The following is a 14861-nucleotide window of genomic DNA, read 5'->3' as shown; positions in this document are numbered from 1 at the left end:
GAACTCCGCTTTCCCTGCTGTTAACGTCGCCCGGCATCAACGGTTTCCCGCTCTCTGCAGAAGGCCCGGATGAACAATAAATCGAGTGTGTTGCCGGCCGTCGCCATCGTTCTCGCCGGCGGTGTCGGTGAGCGACTCGGGCTTCAGATGCCCAAACAACTCGTCAAGATCGCCGGTCGGCCGGTGATCGAGCACACCCTGGCCACGTTCGAGCAGTCCCCCGTCATCGACAGCGTGCTGGTGCTGATGACCCCGGACCATGTGGCCGAGGTCGAGGCGATCGTGGCGCGGGGCGGGTTCACCAAGGTGCTCGGCGTGATCGCCGGCGGCCGGACACGCAGCGAGACGACCCAGCGGGCCATCGCGGCGATGCACGGGACCGAATGCAAAATGATCATTCACGACGCGGTACGCCCACTGGTCTCGCAGCGGATCATCGCCGACAGCGTGCGTGCCCTCGACCGGTACGAGGCCATCGACGTGGCGACCCCGTCGGCCGACACGATCATCGCGGTGGACGAGATCGACGGCGAGGAGATCATCACCGACATCCCGCAGCGGAGCCGGTTACGCCGCGGGCAGACGCCACAGGGCTTCCACCTCTCGATCCTGCGCAAGGCGTACGAGCTGGCGGCGGCCGACCCGGCGTTCACCGCCACCGACGACTGCGGTGTGGTCCGGCGCTACCTGCCGGATGTGCCGATCTACGTGGTACCCGGCGACGAGAACAACCTGAAGATCACACACCCGATCGACATCCACCTCGCCGACAAGCTCTTCCAGCTCAACTCCAACCCCCGGGTCCTGGAGACCTCGGCGGCCGACCGGGCCAGGCTGCTCACCGGCAAGACCGTCGTCGTCTTCGGCGGCAGTTACGGCATCGGCAAGGCCACCGGCGACCTGGCCGCCGCGGCCGGCGCCACCGTGCTGCCGTTCAGCCGCTCGACCACCGGAACCCATGTGGAGAACCCGGACCAGGTGGCCGACGCGCTGCGGCAGGCACACGTGCGGACCGGCCGGATCGACTACGTCGTCAACACCGCAGGCGTGCTGCGGATCGGCAAGCTGGCCGACGCCGAGGACACCGACATCGAAGAGGCCCTGCGGGTCAACTACCTGGCGCCGGTCTACATCGCCCGGGCCGCCGCGGACTACCTCGCCGAGACCCGGGGCGCCCTGCTGCTCTACACCTCCAGCTCGTACACCCGGGGCCGGGCCGGTTACAGCCTCTACTCCTCGACGAAGGCGGCCACGGTCAACCTGACCCAGGCCCTCGCCGACGAGTGGTCGGAACGCGGCATCCGGGTCAACTGCATCAACCCGGAACGCACCGGAACCCCGATGCGGCGGCAGGCGTTCGGCGACGAGCCCGCCGCGTCGATGCTCACCGCCGAGGAGGTCGCCGGCACCTCGGTCGACGTCATGATCTCCGACTGGACCGGTCACATCGTGGACGTCCGGCGGGCCTCGTGATCCTCGCTATCTACGTACTCTCGCTGCTGGCCCTGTATGCCGGCGCGCTCCTGCCCAGCCCGGCGCTGTTCCTGATCGCCCTGGCAGCCGTCGTGATCGTCGAACGCTGGGGTATCAAACGCACCGCCCTCGCCGGCCTGATGCGCCGCGCCCAGCTCAGCGGGGTCACCCGCTCGCTCATCCGGGACGGCGCGATCCTGACGATGGTCGCGCACAGCGCGCTCTCTTTCGGCCTCATTCTTCTGTACGCGCTACGCGCCCTCATCAACGTCGAATTGCGCCGGATCCACGAGCTGCGCCAACTGCCCCACCCGACCCGCAACCTGGACCTCTCAGGGCTGGGCATCCCGGACGCCCCGCCGAGCTGGCTGACCGGCCGGGCACCCGCCTGGCTGCTGCACCTGGCCCTGCCGGTCGCCGTGGGCGCGGCGATCAGCACCGGCGCCGCGACCGCCGGTCTCGTCGTCTCGACGATGTGCGTGCTCACCGTGCTCGGCGCCGCTGCGATCCACCATCACCGGAACCTGGTGCTCGCCGACAAGGAGGCGCTGCAGGCCGCGGCGCTCACCCAGCTGCGGGAGTACCGGCCGGAGGTGCTGCTCTACTTCAGCCTCAGCGAGGCCAGCGGCACCACGTACCAGGTGGACTCGTGGCTGGGGGTGCTGGCCGGGCTGCGGCACCGGGCGGCGATCCTGGTCCGTGAGCGCAAGCATCTCACCCGGATCGCCCCGACCACTCTGCCGATCATCTGCGTGCCGCGTGGCCCCGACGTCATGGACCTCGACCTGCCGGATCTCAAAGCCGTTCTGTACGTCGGCAATACCGGCAACAACATCCAGATGCTGCGTACGAACGGGGTCCGGCACGTCTTCGTCGGGCACGGCGACAGTGACAAGGTCGCCAGCACGAACCCGTTCAGCCGGGTCTACGACGAGGTCTGGGTGGCCGGGCGGGCGGGCCGCGACCGGTACAGCCGGGCCGGCTCGGCAGTGGCCGACTCGTCGATCGTGGAGGTGGGCCGGCCCCAGCTCGCGGCGGTGGAGCCGGCTCGCACGGATCGGCGGGTGTTCACGGTGCTCTATGCGCCGACCTGGGAGGGCTGGAGCACCGACCTGGCGGTCAGCTCGGTGCCGGTCATGGGGCTGACCATCGTGAAGACTCTGCTGGCGCTCTCGCCGGACATCCGGATCATCTACAAGCCGCACCCGCTGACCGGATATCAGGACCCGGTGACCAAGCGGGTCAATCAGAAGATCATCGATCTATTGGGCGACTCCGGCCATGCTTCGGAACGCCTCACCGAGCTGGACCGGCTCATCGCCGAGCTGGCCGGGCCGGAATCCCCCGATGACGCCCAGGCGACCCGGGACCACGGCACACCCTCTCCGGAGCGGCACGCCCGGCTGATCGAGGCCGAGCGCGAGTGGCAACGCCTCAGCTGGGAGGGGTCGGCACATCGGACGGTCACCGGGCCACGACCCGACCTCTACTCCTGTTTCAACCAGGCGGACCTGATGATCGCCGACATCTCCGCTGTCGTCTCCGACTTCGTGGCCAGCGGGAAGCCGTACGTCGTCACCAATGTGCGTGATCAGGACGAGGACGAGTTCCGGGCCGCGCAGACGGTGGCCGGTGGGGCGTACCTGCTCGGGTCGGACGCCGCTGGGCTGGCCGGGCTGGTGCGGGCGTTGCGGCAGCCGGTGCCGGACGACCCGATGGCCGAGCGCCGGGAGCGCCTGCGGCATTACCTGCTCGGGCCGGGGACGCCGGCGCCGATGGACCGGTTCAACGACGCGGTGGATGCGGTGATCGCCAAGCCGTACCCGGCGGGTCTTCCGGTTCTCGCTTCCTGACCTCGCCATGTTGATCGTGACGGCGGTCACACATGACAATGGATATATTTTATATTGACCTCTCGAGCTTTCTTCGCCGAAGCAGGAGGCCAGCATCGTGACCCCTGAACAGATTCGAACCCTTCACCTACTCTGCGACACCGTCGTCCCATCTCTCGACCGCCCCGGCGACACCGACGGATTCTGGGCGCGCCGCGCGTCCGACGTCGGCGCCGATCACGCTGTGCTCGCCATGATCACGGCGCTGCCGGCCGAGCAGCAGGCCGGCCTCGGCATGTTGCTCGACGCGCTCGCCGCCAACGGGTTCCACGACGCGCCCGAGGCGGTGCTCGCCGCCGTGCGGCAGGCCTCTCCGGAAGCCGCCGCCGGCATCGGTGCGCTGACCAGCCTGACCCTGCTGGTGAGCTACGGGATCTCCGACGAGAGCGGTCACAATCCGTTCTGGACCAGGTTCGGATATCCGGGCCCGGTCGCTGCTGAGCCGCCCGCCGACGACCGGAAGCTCACACCGCTGCGCGTCACCGGCGACCTCGATCTGGAAGCCGACGTCGTGGTCATCGGATCCGGCGCGGGCGGTGGCCTGATCGCCGGGCGGCTCGCCGCCGGTGGTGCCGACGTGGTCGTGCTGGAAGCCGGCCGATACCGCACCGAGTCCGACTTCGATCAGCACGAGATCGCCGCTTACCAGGGCTCCTACTGGCGTGGCGGCCCGACGCCGACCGTCGACGGCAACATCACGCTGATGGCGGGCGCGGGCCTCGGCGGCGGCACGGTGATCAACTGGACGAACTGCATCCGCACCCGCGACGACGTACGCCGGCAGTGGGCCGACCACGGCCTCACCGACGTGGCAACGCCCGAATTTGATCGGCACCTGGACGCGGTGTGGCGGGAACTCTCGGTGAACGACCGCTGCTCCGAGTTCAACCGCATCCACGAGGCGATGCGGCGCGGATCGGAGAAGCTCGGCTGGTCCTTCAGGACGGTGAACCGGAACTGGGACGAGAAACGCCACGACGCGGCGATCGCCGGCCACCTCGGTTTCGGCGACGTCTCCGGGGCGAAGCAGTCCTCGCTCAAGGTCTACCTGGAGCCGGCGGTCCTGGATCACCACGCCCGGGTCGTGGACGGCTGCCAGGTGGAGAAGATCCTGGTCACCGGCGGCCGGGCAGCCGGCGCTGCCGGAAAAGTCGGTGCCCATCGGGTCACCGTCCGCGCGCCGATCGTAGTGCTCGCGGCCGGCGCCCTCGAATCCCCCGGCGTGCTGCTGCGCTCCGGCATCGGCGGCCCGGCCGTGGGGCAATACCTGCGCCTGCACCCGTGCACGGTGACGATGGGTGACTACGGCACCGACATGCGCGGCTGGTGGGGCGCACCGCAGGCCGCGCTGATCGACGAGTTCGCCGCGATCGAAAACGGTCACGGCTTCCTCATGGAGAGCATTCAGTACGCACCCGCGCTGGGCGCTTCGGCGGTCCCGTTCACGACGCCGGCCGAGCACAAGCAGACGATGTCCGACTTCCGTGACACGGGTTCGTTCATCGGCCTGATCCGAGACCGGGGACACGGCCGGATAAGCCTCGATGAGTCCGGAAATGCCGCGGCATTCTATGAACTGACCGACGAACTGGACGTCCGCAACACGCAGCGCGCCCTCGAAGCCGAGATCCGCCTGCACCACGCCGCCGGCGCCGGCCGCATCCAGGTGCTGGCCCACGGCTTACCGGCGTGGCAAACCGGCGACAGCCTGGACAATTACATCGCCCGGGCCCAGCAACTGCACCTGGGAGCCGGCGGCGCGACGATCTTCTCCGCCCATCAGATGGGCAGCTGCCGCATGGGCACCGACCCCGCCACCAGCGTCGCCAACCCGCACGGCGAACTCCACGACACCCCCGGCGTCTGGATCGGCGACGCATCCGCGTTCCCCACCGCCTCCGGCACCAACCCGATGATCTCCATCATGGCCCTGGCCTCCCGCACAGCAACCTTCATCGGGTACGCATAACCACCCAAGATCCTCCACCCAAGATCCTCCAGCCAACCCCTCAGGGCCACCTCCCCGCCCGCCCCGCTATGCCCAGCTCTGCCCCGCTCTGCCCCGCCCCGCTCTGCCCCGCCCCGCTCTGCCCCGCCCCGCTCTGCCCCGCCCCGCTCTGCCCGCGCTCTGCCCCCGCCCTGCCCCCGCGCCGCCCAGCCCTGCCCCGTGCCGCCCCGCCCGCCCCGCACCGCACCACGCCGCACGCACCGCACCGCCCCGTCCCGCGTGGATCTTGTGGACTTCCCCGCAGACGTCTCCGCACAACTCCGCAAGATCGAACAGGCCCAGCCGATCTTGCGGAGTTACACGCAAACGGTTCACCGAACTCCACAAGATCGGCGAAGCACCGCACTCACCACGCCGAAACCGCGAAGCACCGCACTCACCACGCCGAAACCGCGAAGCACCGCACTCACCACGTCGAAAACTGCGAAGCACCGCGTTGGCCGAACCGTGGAGATCTGAAGGGCATAGAGCAGGGCATAGAACACCCAAAAGTCTCCAAGATTCGACGCTGTCCACCCGCCGCCCACCCGCTGTCCACCCGCTGTCGACCCGCTGTCCACCTGCTGTCGCGGCAGAGCGCCATCACGAATCCCCCAAATACCTCTAAACCAACACGCCGTCGATGGTCGCGCCGCGAACTCGTGCACTCGTGGTCGATCAGCCGGCCAAACCGCACAAGATCTCCGAACGGCACCTCGCACCGCGAAACCACCCCCGCCACCCCGAACAACCGCCACGCCATCCCGCACCCACTACCACTCCGCAAACGGCGAAACCCGAGCGCAGAACCCTCCGCTCATCTCCACAAGATCGGCAGCCTCCACCCGACACTCACCGCCGGACCTGGTTGGCTTCGTCGGTGATCAGTAACGAGCAGCTTCGAGCGTGTCTGGCCGCCGAGTGGGGTCTGGCCGATCCGGTTGTCGAGGTCCACAACGGAGGCATGAACTCGGCGACGTGGTTCATCGACTCACCCACCCGGCCCGGCCAGCGACGGGTCGCCAAGGCGGTCGCCCCGGCCGACCGGCCCGCTTTCACCGCGGGCCTGGCCGTGGCCACCGCCGTCGAAGCCGCAGGCATCCCGGCCGGCGCCCCGGTGCCCACTCGCAGCGGAGACTTGGTAGCCACCGACGTCCCGCTGGCCCTGCTGACCTGGGTCCCCGGCAGCCCGCTGCCCGGCAGCCCTCTCTCCGGCAGCCCTCTCTCCGGCGGCCCTCTCTCCGGCGACGATCAGCGGGTGATCGGCGCGACGCTGGCGAGGGTCCATCAGGCGCTGCGAGACGTGTCCGTGCCCGGCGAGGAAACTTTCCACTGGCTCGACCCCCGGAGCACGCACCTGGCGATCCGCCCCTGGCTCAGGGACGCGATCACCGGAGCGATCGCCGCCTATGACGAGCTCGGCGCGCTCACCACCGGACTGCTGCACACCGATCCGGCACCGGAGGCGTTCCGCCTAGACACCGCCACCGGCGTCTGCGGGCTCATCGACTGGAGCATCGCCATGCGCGGCCCGCTCCTCTACGACCTGGCGTCGGCGGTGATGTACGCGGGCGACGGGGTCGTCAACGCGTACCCAATGGTTGATCTCTCGGAGCTGGAGCGGGGCCTGCCCACGATGATCCGGTTCCGATGGGCGGTCCAGGCCGACTATTTCGCCCGGCGCATCGCCACCGGCGAACTGACCGGCATCACCAGCCAGGCCGACAACGAGAAAGGGCTGGCCGATGCCGAAGCTAATCTGCGGTGAGCTTCCGGACGAGGCGGCGTTCGCCGCTCGTCACGTCTGACGTGCGGGTCCAGCCGGCTCGTTCGTAGACCGCTATCGCTCGCTCGTTGCCGGCGATCACCCACAGCTCCAGGTCGCTGATCCCGGCGAGGCGCGCCTGGTCGTCCACATGGGTCAGCAGGGCGCCGGCCACGCCGCTACCCCATGCCTGCGGGTCGACGGCGAGATAGACCAGTTCGGCACCGACCAGAATGGTGAAGCCGACCGCGTCCTCACCGCGAAACGCGATGTGCAGGACTCCGCCCTGAGCGAGACGCCTTCGCACGCCGGGAAGTTGCGACTCCACGGAAGCCGGCTGGCCGTCGCGGCGAGCCGTGGCGCGGGCCCAGATCGCGGCCGCCGTGCGTACCGAATCAGATCTCTTGATGCGCAAGGTCACGCCGCAGGGTAAGGGTTCTCCGCGAGCAGGTGGGCGAGGTGGGCGGTGTTCGCGGCCAGGGTCTTGGTGGCCGCGCCGGTGGTGTCCGGCTTGGGGCCGGCGTCCTTGTAATCGAGGCTGCCCATCGCCTCGCCCACCCAGTATGTCGAGGCAGCTCCGGCAGCCGTGAAACCGACATCGTTGAGCGCCTGCAACACCTCGGCGGTCACGTGGTGGGCGCCGTCCTCGTTGCCGACGACCGCGACCGCGGCGACCTTGCCGAAGACCTTGGAGATGTCGGCGTCGAGACGCTCGAGGACCATCTTGCAGACGCTGGACGGCTGGCCCATCCAGATCGGTGTCGCGATGATCAGAATCTGGGCATCCATGATCTTGGTACGGATGGCCGGCCACTCATCGCCGTCACCCTCGTCGGCGGAGACCCCGAACTTGACGGCGTGATCGGCGACCCGGATCACCTCACCGTCCACATCGTGGTCGGCGAGAGCCGCGAGGATCTCTCGTCCGAGCAGCTCAGCGCTGGACTCGGCGGGGGAAGGCTTGAGAGTGCAACCGAGTACCACGGCACGCAATGTCGTCACGGCGGCCTGATACCCGGACCGGCCCCCTTCATTCATTCGCGATCTTGATGTTAAGTTGTTGCCCATCTTTTGCAATAGCCAAGATGGGGGTATTGGTGGTCACCGAGGTGCTCGGCGTGCAGCGGCGCCGGACCACGATCTGGCTGGTGGCGCTGACCGCCGCCCTGGTCGTGACCGGGTTGATCGCCGTCGGCACGGGGGCGGTCGGCATCAGCCCGGTCACGGTCGCCCGGATCATCGGTCACCAGCTTCTGCACGTCGGTGACATCACCTGGACGCCGCCCGAGGAGGCAATCGTCTGGCAGGTACGCCTGCCCCGGGTGCTGCTCGGCATCCTGGTCGGCGCCGGCCTGGCAGTCTGCGGGGTTGCCCTGCAGGCGATGGTCCGCAACGTGCTTGCCGACCCCTACCTGCTCGGGATCAATTCGGGCGCGTCCAGTGGCGCCGCAGCGGCGATCCTCTTCGGAGCGGGCGCCGGGTTCGGCCAGTACGCCCTCTCCACCAGCGCTTTCGCCGGCGCGCTCGCCGCATCGTTGCTGGTCTTCCTGATCGCCCGCTCCGGTGGCCGCGTCACCTCGATCCGGCTGCTGCTGGCCGGCGTCGCGGTCGGGTACGCCCTTTACGCCACGACCAGCTTCCTGATCTTCGCTTCGGGGAGTGCCGAGGGCGCCCGGTCGGTGATGTTCTGGCTGCTCGGCTCGCTCGGGCTGGCCCGCTGGGACGCCCTGCTCGCGGTCGCCGCGGTCGTCATCGGCGGCACGATCGCGTACCTCACGGTCATCGGCCGCAGCCTGGACGCCCTCGCCGTCGGTGACGAGACCGCGCACACGCTGGGCATCGCGCCGGACCGGCTGCGCCTGCGGTTGCTCGTGGTGGTCTCGCTCTGCGTCGGCGTACTGGTCTCCGCGTCCGGGAGCATCGGGTTCGTCGGACTTGTGGTACCCCACCTGGCGCGTCGCATCGTCGGCGCCCCGCATGTCCGCGTGGTTCCGGTGGCCGCGCTGCTCGGCGCGATCCTGCTGGTCGGGGCCGACGTGATCGCGCGGGTGCTGCTGGCGCCGCAGGAGATCCCGATCGGCATCATCACCGCCCTGATCGGCACCCCGTTCCTCCTGGTCCTCATCAAACGCCTGCATGGAGTCCCCCAGTGACAACGAAAATCGCGACCGCGACTGCCCTGCTGCTGCTCGTCGCCGGATGCGGCGCCGACGCCACACCGACCGCAGCCGGCGACAAGAAAGTCACGATCACCAACTGCGGGACCGACGTCTCCTTCGACAAGGCACCCGAGCGCGTCGTGCTGCTCAAGAGCGCGGCCGTGCCCTACCTGCATTCACTCGGTGTGATGGACCGGGTCACGGCACGCGCCGGCCAATACCCGAAGGAGTACTACGACACCGCCACCCAGGCCGAGATCGACAAGATCCCGCTGCTCACCGACAAGACCGACACCAGCGGCCACCTGCAGATCTCCAAGGAGGTGGTGATCAGCCAGCAGCCCGACCTGGTGCTCGGCGAGGTGGACAACCTGTCCCGCGACACCCTCTCCGCGGTGGACATCCCGCTGCTGGAGGAGCCGGCACTGTGCCAGGGCACCACGGCCGTGCCGGCCTTCGACGACATCTACTCGCAGATGACCAGCTACGGCAAGGTCTTCGGTCGCGAGGCCGAGGCCACTGCGGCGATTGCCGCGCTCCAGGCGCGGATGGCCGAGATCCAAAAGCCTTCCCGGGTACGCACGGCGGCGGTGCTCTACCCGACCGTCGGCGGCGGGGTCACCTATGCGTACGGGTCGGCCAGCATGGCGCACCCGCAGCTGCAGGCGGCCGGGTTCAGCAACGTGTTCGGTGACAACAAGGAGCGCGTTTTCGAGGTGACGCTGGAGGAGCTGCTCGGCCGCAACCCGGACGTGCTGATCCTGCTCTACAGCGACGGCGACCCGAAGGCCGTCGAGCAGGCCGTCACCAGCCTGCCCGGGGCGGAGAAGCTCAAAGCCGTCGCGAACGGTGACGTGCTGCCGCAGCTGTTCAACTTCACCGAACCGCCGTCGCCGCTCTCCATCGACGGCCTGGAGAAGATCGTGCGACGCTTCTCGTGATCGAAGCCTCCGGGGTCTCCTGGCGGTACGGGACGACCCCGGTCATCGACGGTGTCGCCGTGACGGCGCGGCCGGGACGCGTACTCGGGCTGATCGGTCCTAACGGCAGTGGGAAGACCACCCTGCTACGGCTTTTGTACGGAGCGCTGCGCAGCAGCGCGGGAAGCGTGCGGGTGGACGGTGACCGGCTGTCCTCGCTGAGCCCGCGCGACGCTGCCCGGCGGATGGCCGTCGTGGTGCAGGAGTCCGGCGGCGAGACCGCGCTGACCGTGGCCGAAATGGTGTTGCTGGGCCGGGGCCCGCACCTGTCGACGTTCCAGCGGGCCGGAACCGACGACCACGAGGTCGCGGCCCGCTGCCTGGCCCGGGTGGGTGCCACCCACCTGGCCGGGCGGTCGTTCGCCGGGCTCTCCGGCGGTGAACGGCAGCGGGTGCTGATCGCCCGGGCCCTCGCCCAGGAAGCCACCCACCTGCTGCTCGACGAGCCGACCAACCACCTGGACATCCGGTATCAGCATGAGATCCTGCGCCTGGTCCGGTCGTTGAGCACCTGCTCGGTGGTGGTGCTGCACGATCTGAACCTGGCCGCCCGGTACTGCGACGACCTGGTTCTGCTCGGTTCCGGCGGGGTGGTGGCCGCCGGTGAGACCCCCGAAGTGCTGGATCCGACGATCCTCGAACCGATATATGGCATTGGAATCCGCCGTCTGGATATAGAGGGTTCCTTACACCTGTTGTTCGAACCACTATCGGAGGAGAACCCGGCGTGACCGCGCAGGACCGCATCAACGAGTACTGGACCGGCCGTGCCCCCGCCTATGACGCGTACCAGCAGCGCCCCGAACGGCTCGACGCCGATCGTGCGGCCTGGTCGGAGATCTGGGAGAAGACACTGCCGCCGGCGCCACTTGACGTCCTCGACGTCGGCACCGGGAGTGGATATGTCGCGCTGACGCTGGCCGGGCTCGGTCACCGGGTGACCGGGATCGACCTGTCCGAGGGGATGCTGGCCGAGGCCCGCCGCCGGCCGGGTCCCGAGTTTCTTCTCGGTGACGCCGTGAACCCCGACTTCCCGGAGGGCAGTTTCGACGCGATCGTCGGCCGTTATGTGGCGTGGACGCTGCGTTCGCCCGGTGAGGCCGTCGCCAACTGGATCCGTCTGCTGCGACCGGGCGGGCTGGTCGCCATGGTCGACAGCACCTGGTTCCCGGACGGGCTGGAGTCGGCCGGTTTCTACGACACCGAGGTTCAGTCCCTGCTGCCCCTAGCCGCCGCCAAGTCGATCGACGAGACCGCGCTGGCGCTCGCGAACGGCGGGCTGGAGGACGTCTCGGTCACCCCGCTGACCACGATCTTCGAGCTGGACAACCGGTACGGCGTCTCCCCCGGCCACGAGGTGCAGATGCAGTTCATGGTCACCGGACGCCGGGTCTGATCACCACGGGGTGTGGTTGCGCCACTTGCGGTTCGCTTTCTCACTGCAGTTGCGCAGGCGTACCGTACCGATACCGGACCGGTCGATGGCGATCTCGGTGGCGCAGCGCCCGTTCTCCCCGGCCCGCAGGGTCCCGGTGAACCACCACTCCTGGTCCGTGGTGTACGTGCAGGCCACCACCCGGATCCGTGCACCTGACTCGTCACTCTCCGGCTGCACGCAGTGGCCGTCGTTGGTGAAGTGGCCTTCACTGGTCTGGTAGAACTCCTGCGCGTCAATGCCGGACTTGCAGGCCGCGGTGGTGAGCACGGTGCCGACCGGTCCGCCGGTCAGGCAGCGTGCCGGGTTGCGCTCAGTGACGATCCAGCCCTGCAGCAACGGCGGCGGTCCGGGAACGGCCGCCGCCGGGCTCGCGGAGACACCCAGGAACGCGGCAGCCACAAGCGGGGCGATCAGACGACGGGTCAGCACCGCCCCACTGTAAATATCCGCCGCTTCGCAGGCGGCCGGATCGCCAGGATTGTCGCCCCGAGAGGTGGGGCCTCAAGCGCGGGCTGCGATTTCTCGACGCGCCCGGCCGCTGGAACCGACCACACCGGCAACCCCCGCCACCACGACGCCACACCCAGCGACCAGCACCCATCCCGCCACCGGATCACCGCGACCGGCGATGCCACCGGCGAGCGCGATGCCGAGTGCGGTACCGATCTGCCGGGCGGTCGACGCGAGCCCACCGGCCATCGCGGAACGCGCGGGCGGCAGGCCACTGACCGCGGTGTTGGTGATCGGCGCGTTCGCGAGGCCGAGGCCGGCGCCGAGGAGTAGATAAGCGAACCAGTTACCGGAAACGATCATCAGGATGCCGCCGGCAGCAGTGCACAGCCCGGCGATCTGCAAAGGCAGCCGGGGCCCGATCCTGCCGGTGACAAATCCGGAAATAGTGGGGCAGATCGTCGCGCCCACCGCCATCGGCAACGTCGCAAGCCCGGCTTCGATCGGGCTGAGGCCCTTCTCCTGCTGCAAATAGAGGCTGCTGACCAGCAACGTCACACTGAAAGCGACGAAAACCAGCACCGCACTACCGATAGCGGCGACAAAAGCCGGCCGGCGAAACAGCGACAGGTCAACCAGAGGCTGAGCCCGACGCCTCTCGAACAGCACCAAAGCCACCAGCGAACCAGCCGTGACGATCCCGAAAACCCGATGCTCGATCAGCGCCGCCACCGCCGACCCCACCATCACGATCAACAACAGCTGACCGAAAAGGTCCAGCCCGCGCGGCGACGGCGATCGCGACTCCGGCACGAAGAACACCGTCAGGACCAGCACCGCAGCGATGATCGGCAGGTTCACCCAGAACACCATCCGCCAGCCCGGTCCCCCGGTCAGCAGCCCGCCGGCCACCGGCCCGGCCGCCATGCTCAGCCCGAAGACCGACGCCCACACCCCGATCGCCTGCGCCCGCCGCCGCGGATCGGTGATCGCGCTGATCACGATGGCCAGCGCGACCGGACTCAGCATCGATCCGCCGGCACCCTGTACCATCCTCGCGGCCACCAGCGCACCCGCGGCCGGCGCGAGCGCGCACGCCGCCGAGCCGATCGCAAAAAGCACCAGCCCGATCCGGAAAACCCTGCGCCGGCCGACCTTGTCGGCCAGCGCACCCGAGGTGATCAGCAAGCTTGCGAGGACCAGTGTGTACGCGTCAACGACCCACTGCAGTCCGCTCGTGGCGAGGCCCAGGTCGTGCCCGATCGACGGCAGAGCGATGTTGACGACGGTCGTGTCCATCCCGACCAGGAAGATGCTGGTGCAGCAGATCGCGAGCACCAGCCAGGGACGTGTTCTCTCCACGGCTGGGATCGTCACGCGCTCACGCCCCGCAGGACCAGGAGATTTGCGAAGACCGCAAACTGATGGCGTGGATCCGACACTCCAGGGGTGCTCGACGGCAACGGTCCGCGGCTGCGCCGGATCCGCCAGGACCGCCGGCTGCGGAACCCGGGCGACACCGCCGACTTCAACGCGGGCCAGCCCCACTGGTTCGGCCCGGCCGACAACCGCCCGGCCGAGATCCTGCACCGCTTCGGCCCACACGGCGACCACCCCACCCACCGGAACAACGGCGTTGACGGCTAACCCGCGACTTGGTTCGGCAGCAGCATCCGCGCGTACCGAGCCTGGTAACGATCAAGTAGATCGTCGATATCGGTCTCGGCCACCGATTCGAGTGCATCGAAATCTTTGCGGTACTCACGGACGATCTTGCGCCCGGTCGACCGGAGAGTGCCGGTGAACAGATCGACACTGACCCAGTGATCGTCGGCGAGGAAGAACCCGTGGTAGGTCGGGATCGGCACCATGGTGCCGTCGGTGATGATGCTCAGGCGGACGTTCGGAAACCTGGCCACCTCACGCATGCGGTCGATCTGCGAGATCATCTCGGCCGGCCGGCCGACCCCGGCACGCAGAACCTGCTCGGTGATCAGGAAGTGGAACTGGCGGTCGGGTTCGTGCAGGATCTGGTTCCGCTGCATCCGGGCGATGACCGCCTCGGTGACCGCCGCGTCGTTGCCGCGGGCGTCGGTCCCGGCCTGATCATGAGCGGACAGGATGGCGCGGGCGTACTCGCTCGTCTGAAGGAGTCCGGGCACGACCGCCGGTTGCAGGATCCTAATCTCCTTGGCGGCGCCTTCCGCCTTGCTGATCTCGTGCTGGCGTTCGGCCTGGCTGCTCGCGGCGGGAACCCACTCGAGGAGCCGATCGTCGGCATGCTCGACCAGCTCGATGACCCGCTCCGCCTCAGCGGACGGAACCCCGAGCGCCTCGGCCAGCAGCCTGACGTCACCGGGCTCGGCCGGGACACGCCCGTTCTCCAGCCGAGAAATCTTGGCCTGGCTCATCCCGACGAGGTCGCCGAGTTCCTGGCCGTTCAGCCTCCGGTGCTTGCGCCAGCGCAACAAGATCGGGCCCACCTGCTCCGACGGGCGACCATCACGATCAGGTGAGTGTGTCAACGACTTCTCCCCTTCGCCGACCGATGGGAAAAGTCTAGTCGCCCGGCCGCGCCGCTGCCGTGACGGTGCAGCCCAGGAGTGCTATCGCGCCCGATAGGGGCACTCGATCGAATTACGTGCGAAGCCGGGTGCGGGCACGCGCCGGACTGGCGGCACGTCAGTGGGGCGGTGCCACGAGGGATCAGCCGCACG

14 protein-coding genes are annotated in these 14861 nt (G+C 68.7%); 9 read left to right on the top strand and 5 right to left on the bottom strand.

The window, feature by feature from the left end:
• Nucleotides 1-69 precede the first annotated feature (69 nt).
• From ACQP2E_RS12455 to ACQP2E_RS12440, 4 genes are all read left to right on the top strand, one after another.
• On the top strand, nucleotides 70-1473 hold the full coding sequence (locus ACQP2E_RS12455) for an SDR family NAD(P)-dependent oxidoreductase (protein WP_433831039.1): 1404 nt from the start codon (nucleotides 70-72) through the stop codon (nucleotides 1471-1473).
• Entirely contained in the window at nucleotides 1470-3326 is a 1857-nt protein-coding gene (locus ACQP2E_RS12450) for a CDP-glycerol glycerophosphotransferase family protein (protein ID WP_433831037.1), read from the top strand. The genes ACQP2E_RS12455 and ACQP2E_RS12450 overlap by 4 nt, the downstream gene beginning before the upstream one ends.
• A 97-nt stretch (nucleotides 3327-3423) precedes the next feature.
• Nucleotides 3424-5334, top strand: coding sequence for a GMC family oxidoreductase N-terminal domain-containing protein (locus tag ACQP2E_RS12445; RefSeq protein ID WP_433831035.1), 1911 nt, complete (start codon nucleotides 3424-3426; stop codon nucleotides 5332-5334).
• Between the two features lie 898 nt (nucleotides 5335-6232).
• Nucleotides 6233-7120, top strand: a complete 888-nt coding sequence (locus ACQP2E_RS12440; RefSeq protein WP_433831033.1) for a phosphotransferase enzyme family protein — start codon at nucleotides 6233-6235, stop codon at nucleotides 7118-7120.
• Here the strand turns inward: ACQP2E_RS12440 and ACQP2E_RS12435 are convergent.
• The gene (locus ACQP2E_RS12435) at nucleotides 7107-7538 is read right to left on the bottom strand and encodes a GNAT family N-acetyltransferase (protein ID WP_433831031.1); all 432 of its coding nucleotides are present in this window, start codon (nucleotides 7536-7538) and stop codon (nucleotides 7107-7109) included. The genes ACQP2E_RS12440 and ACQP2E_RS12435 overlap by 14 nt on opposite strands.
• Nucleotides 7535-8119, bottom strand: coding sequence for a flavodoxin family protein (locus ACQP2E_RS12430; protein ID WP_433831029.1), 585 nt, complete (start codon nucleotides 8117-8119; stop codon nucleotides 7535-7537). Before ACQP2E_RS12430 ends, ACQP2E_RS12435 begins: the two co-directional genes overlap by 4 nt.
• 83 nt (nucleotides 8120-8202) lie before the next feature.
• On the opposite strand from ACQP2E_RS12430, the gene ACQP2E_RS12425 reads away from it, so the two are divergent.
• From ACQP2E_RS12425 to ACQP2E_RS12410, 4 genes are read left to right on the top strand one after another with little or no spacing between them, the layout of a single operon-like run.
• On the top strand, nucleotides 8203-9270 hold the full coding sequence (locus ACQP2E_RS12425) for a FecCD family ABC transporter permease (RefSeq protein ID WP_433831027.1): 1068 nt from the start codon (nucleotides 8203-8205) through the stop codon (nucleotides 9268-9270).
• Nucleotides 9267-10217 carry an ABC transporter substrate-binding protein gene (locus tag ACQP2E_RS12420; RefSeq protein WP_433831025.1) on the top strand — a complete coding sequence of 317 codons (951 nt, stop codon included), beginning with the start codon at nucleotides 9267-9269 and terminating at the stop codon, nucleotides 10215-10217. The genes ACQP2E_RS12425 and ACQP2E_RS12420 overlap by 4 nt, the downstream gene beginning before the upstream one ends.
• Nucleotides 10214-10987 carry an ABC transporter ATP-binding protein gene (locus tag ACQP2E_RS12415; protein ID WP_433831023.1) on the top strand — a complete coding sequence of 258 codons (774 nt, stop codon included), beginning with the start codon at nucleotides 10214-10216 and terminating at the stop codon, nucleotides 10985-10987. The genes ACQP2E_RS12420 and ACQP2E_RS12415 overlap by 4 nt, the downstream gene beginning before the upstream one ends.
• Nucleotides 10984-11652, top strand: a complete 669-nt coding sequence (locus ACQP2E_RS12410) for a class I SAM-dependent methyltransferase (protein WP_433831021.1) — start codon at nucleotides 10984-10986, stop codon at nucleotides 11650-11652. Before ACQP2E_RS12415 ends, ACQP2E_RS12410 begins: the two co-directional genes overlap by 4 nt.
• On the opposite strand, the gene ACQP2E_RS12405 is transcribed toward ACQP2E_RS12410, so the two are convergent.
• Together ACQP2E_RS12405 and ACQP2E_RS12400 are read right to left on the bottom strand one after the other, a co-directional pair.
• Nucleotides 11653-12123: a ricin-type beta-trefoil lectin domain protein gene (locus ACQP2E_RS12405; protein ID WP_433831019.1), complete on the bottom strand. Its 471-nt coding sequence runs from the start codon at nucleotides 12121-12123 to the stop codon at nucleotides 11653-11655. It abuts the gene before it with no gap.
• Nucleotides 12124-12195: 72 nt separating this feature from the next.
• A complete protein-coding gene (locus ACQP2E_RS12400; RefSeq protein ID WP_433831017.1) occupies nucleotides 12196-13506 on the bottom strand; it encodes an MFS transporter in 1311 nt (436 codons plus the stop codon).
• 87 nt (nucleotides 13507-13593) lie between these two features.
• On the opposite strand from ACQP2E_RS12400, the gene ACQP2E_RS12395 reads away from it, so the two are divergent.
• On the top strand, nucleotides 13594-13791 hold the full coding sequence (locus ACQP2E_RS12395) for a hypothetical protein (protein ID WP_433831015.1): 198 nt from the start codon (nucleotides 13594-13596) through the stop codon (nucleotides 13789-13791).
• Here the strand turns inward: ACQP2E_RS12395 and ACQP2E_RS12390 are convergent.
• Complete coding sequence (locus ACQP2E_RS12390) at nucleotides 13788-14627, bottom strand: helix-turn-helix domain-containing protein (RefSeq protein ID WP_433831013.1); 840 nt, start codon at nucleotides 14625-14627, stop codon at nucleotides 13788-13790. The genes ACQP2E_RS12395 and ACQP2E_RS12390 overlap by 4 nt on opposite strands.
• Nucleotides 14628-14861 lie beyond the last annotated feature (234 nt).

Source organism: Actinoplanes sp. CA-015351, assembly GCF_050955685.1.
Lineage (GTDB): Bacteria > Actinomycetota > Actinomycetes > Mycobacteriales > Micromonosporaceae > Actinoplanes.
The sequence above is the reverse complement of the archived record's forward strand: the minus strand, read 5'-3'. Positions and strand labels throughout refer to the sequence as shown.

Bases quoted from the DNA above. Each gene is read 5' to 3' on its own strand.
- ACQP2E_RS12455 (WP_433831039.1), top strand. From the start codon at position 70: ATGAACAATAAATCGAGTGTGTTGCCGGCCGTCGCCATCGTTCTCGCC.
- ACQP2E_RS12425 (WP_433831027.1), top strand. From the start codon at position 8,203: ATGGGGGTATTGGTGGTCACCGAGGTGCTCGGCGTGCAGCGGCGCCGG.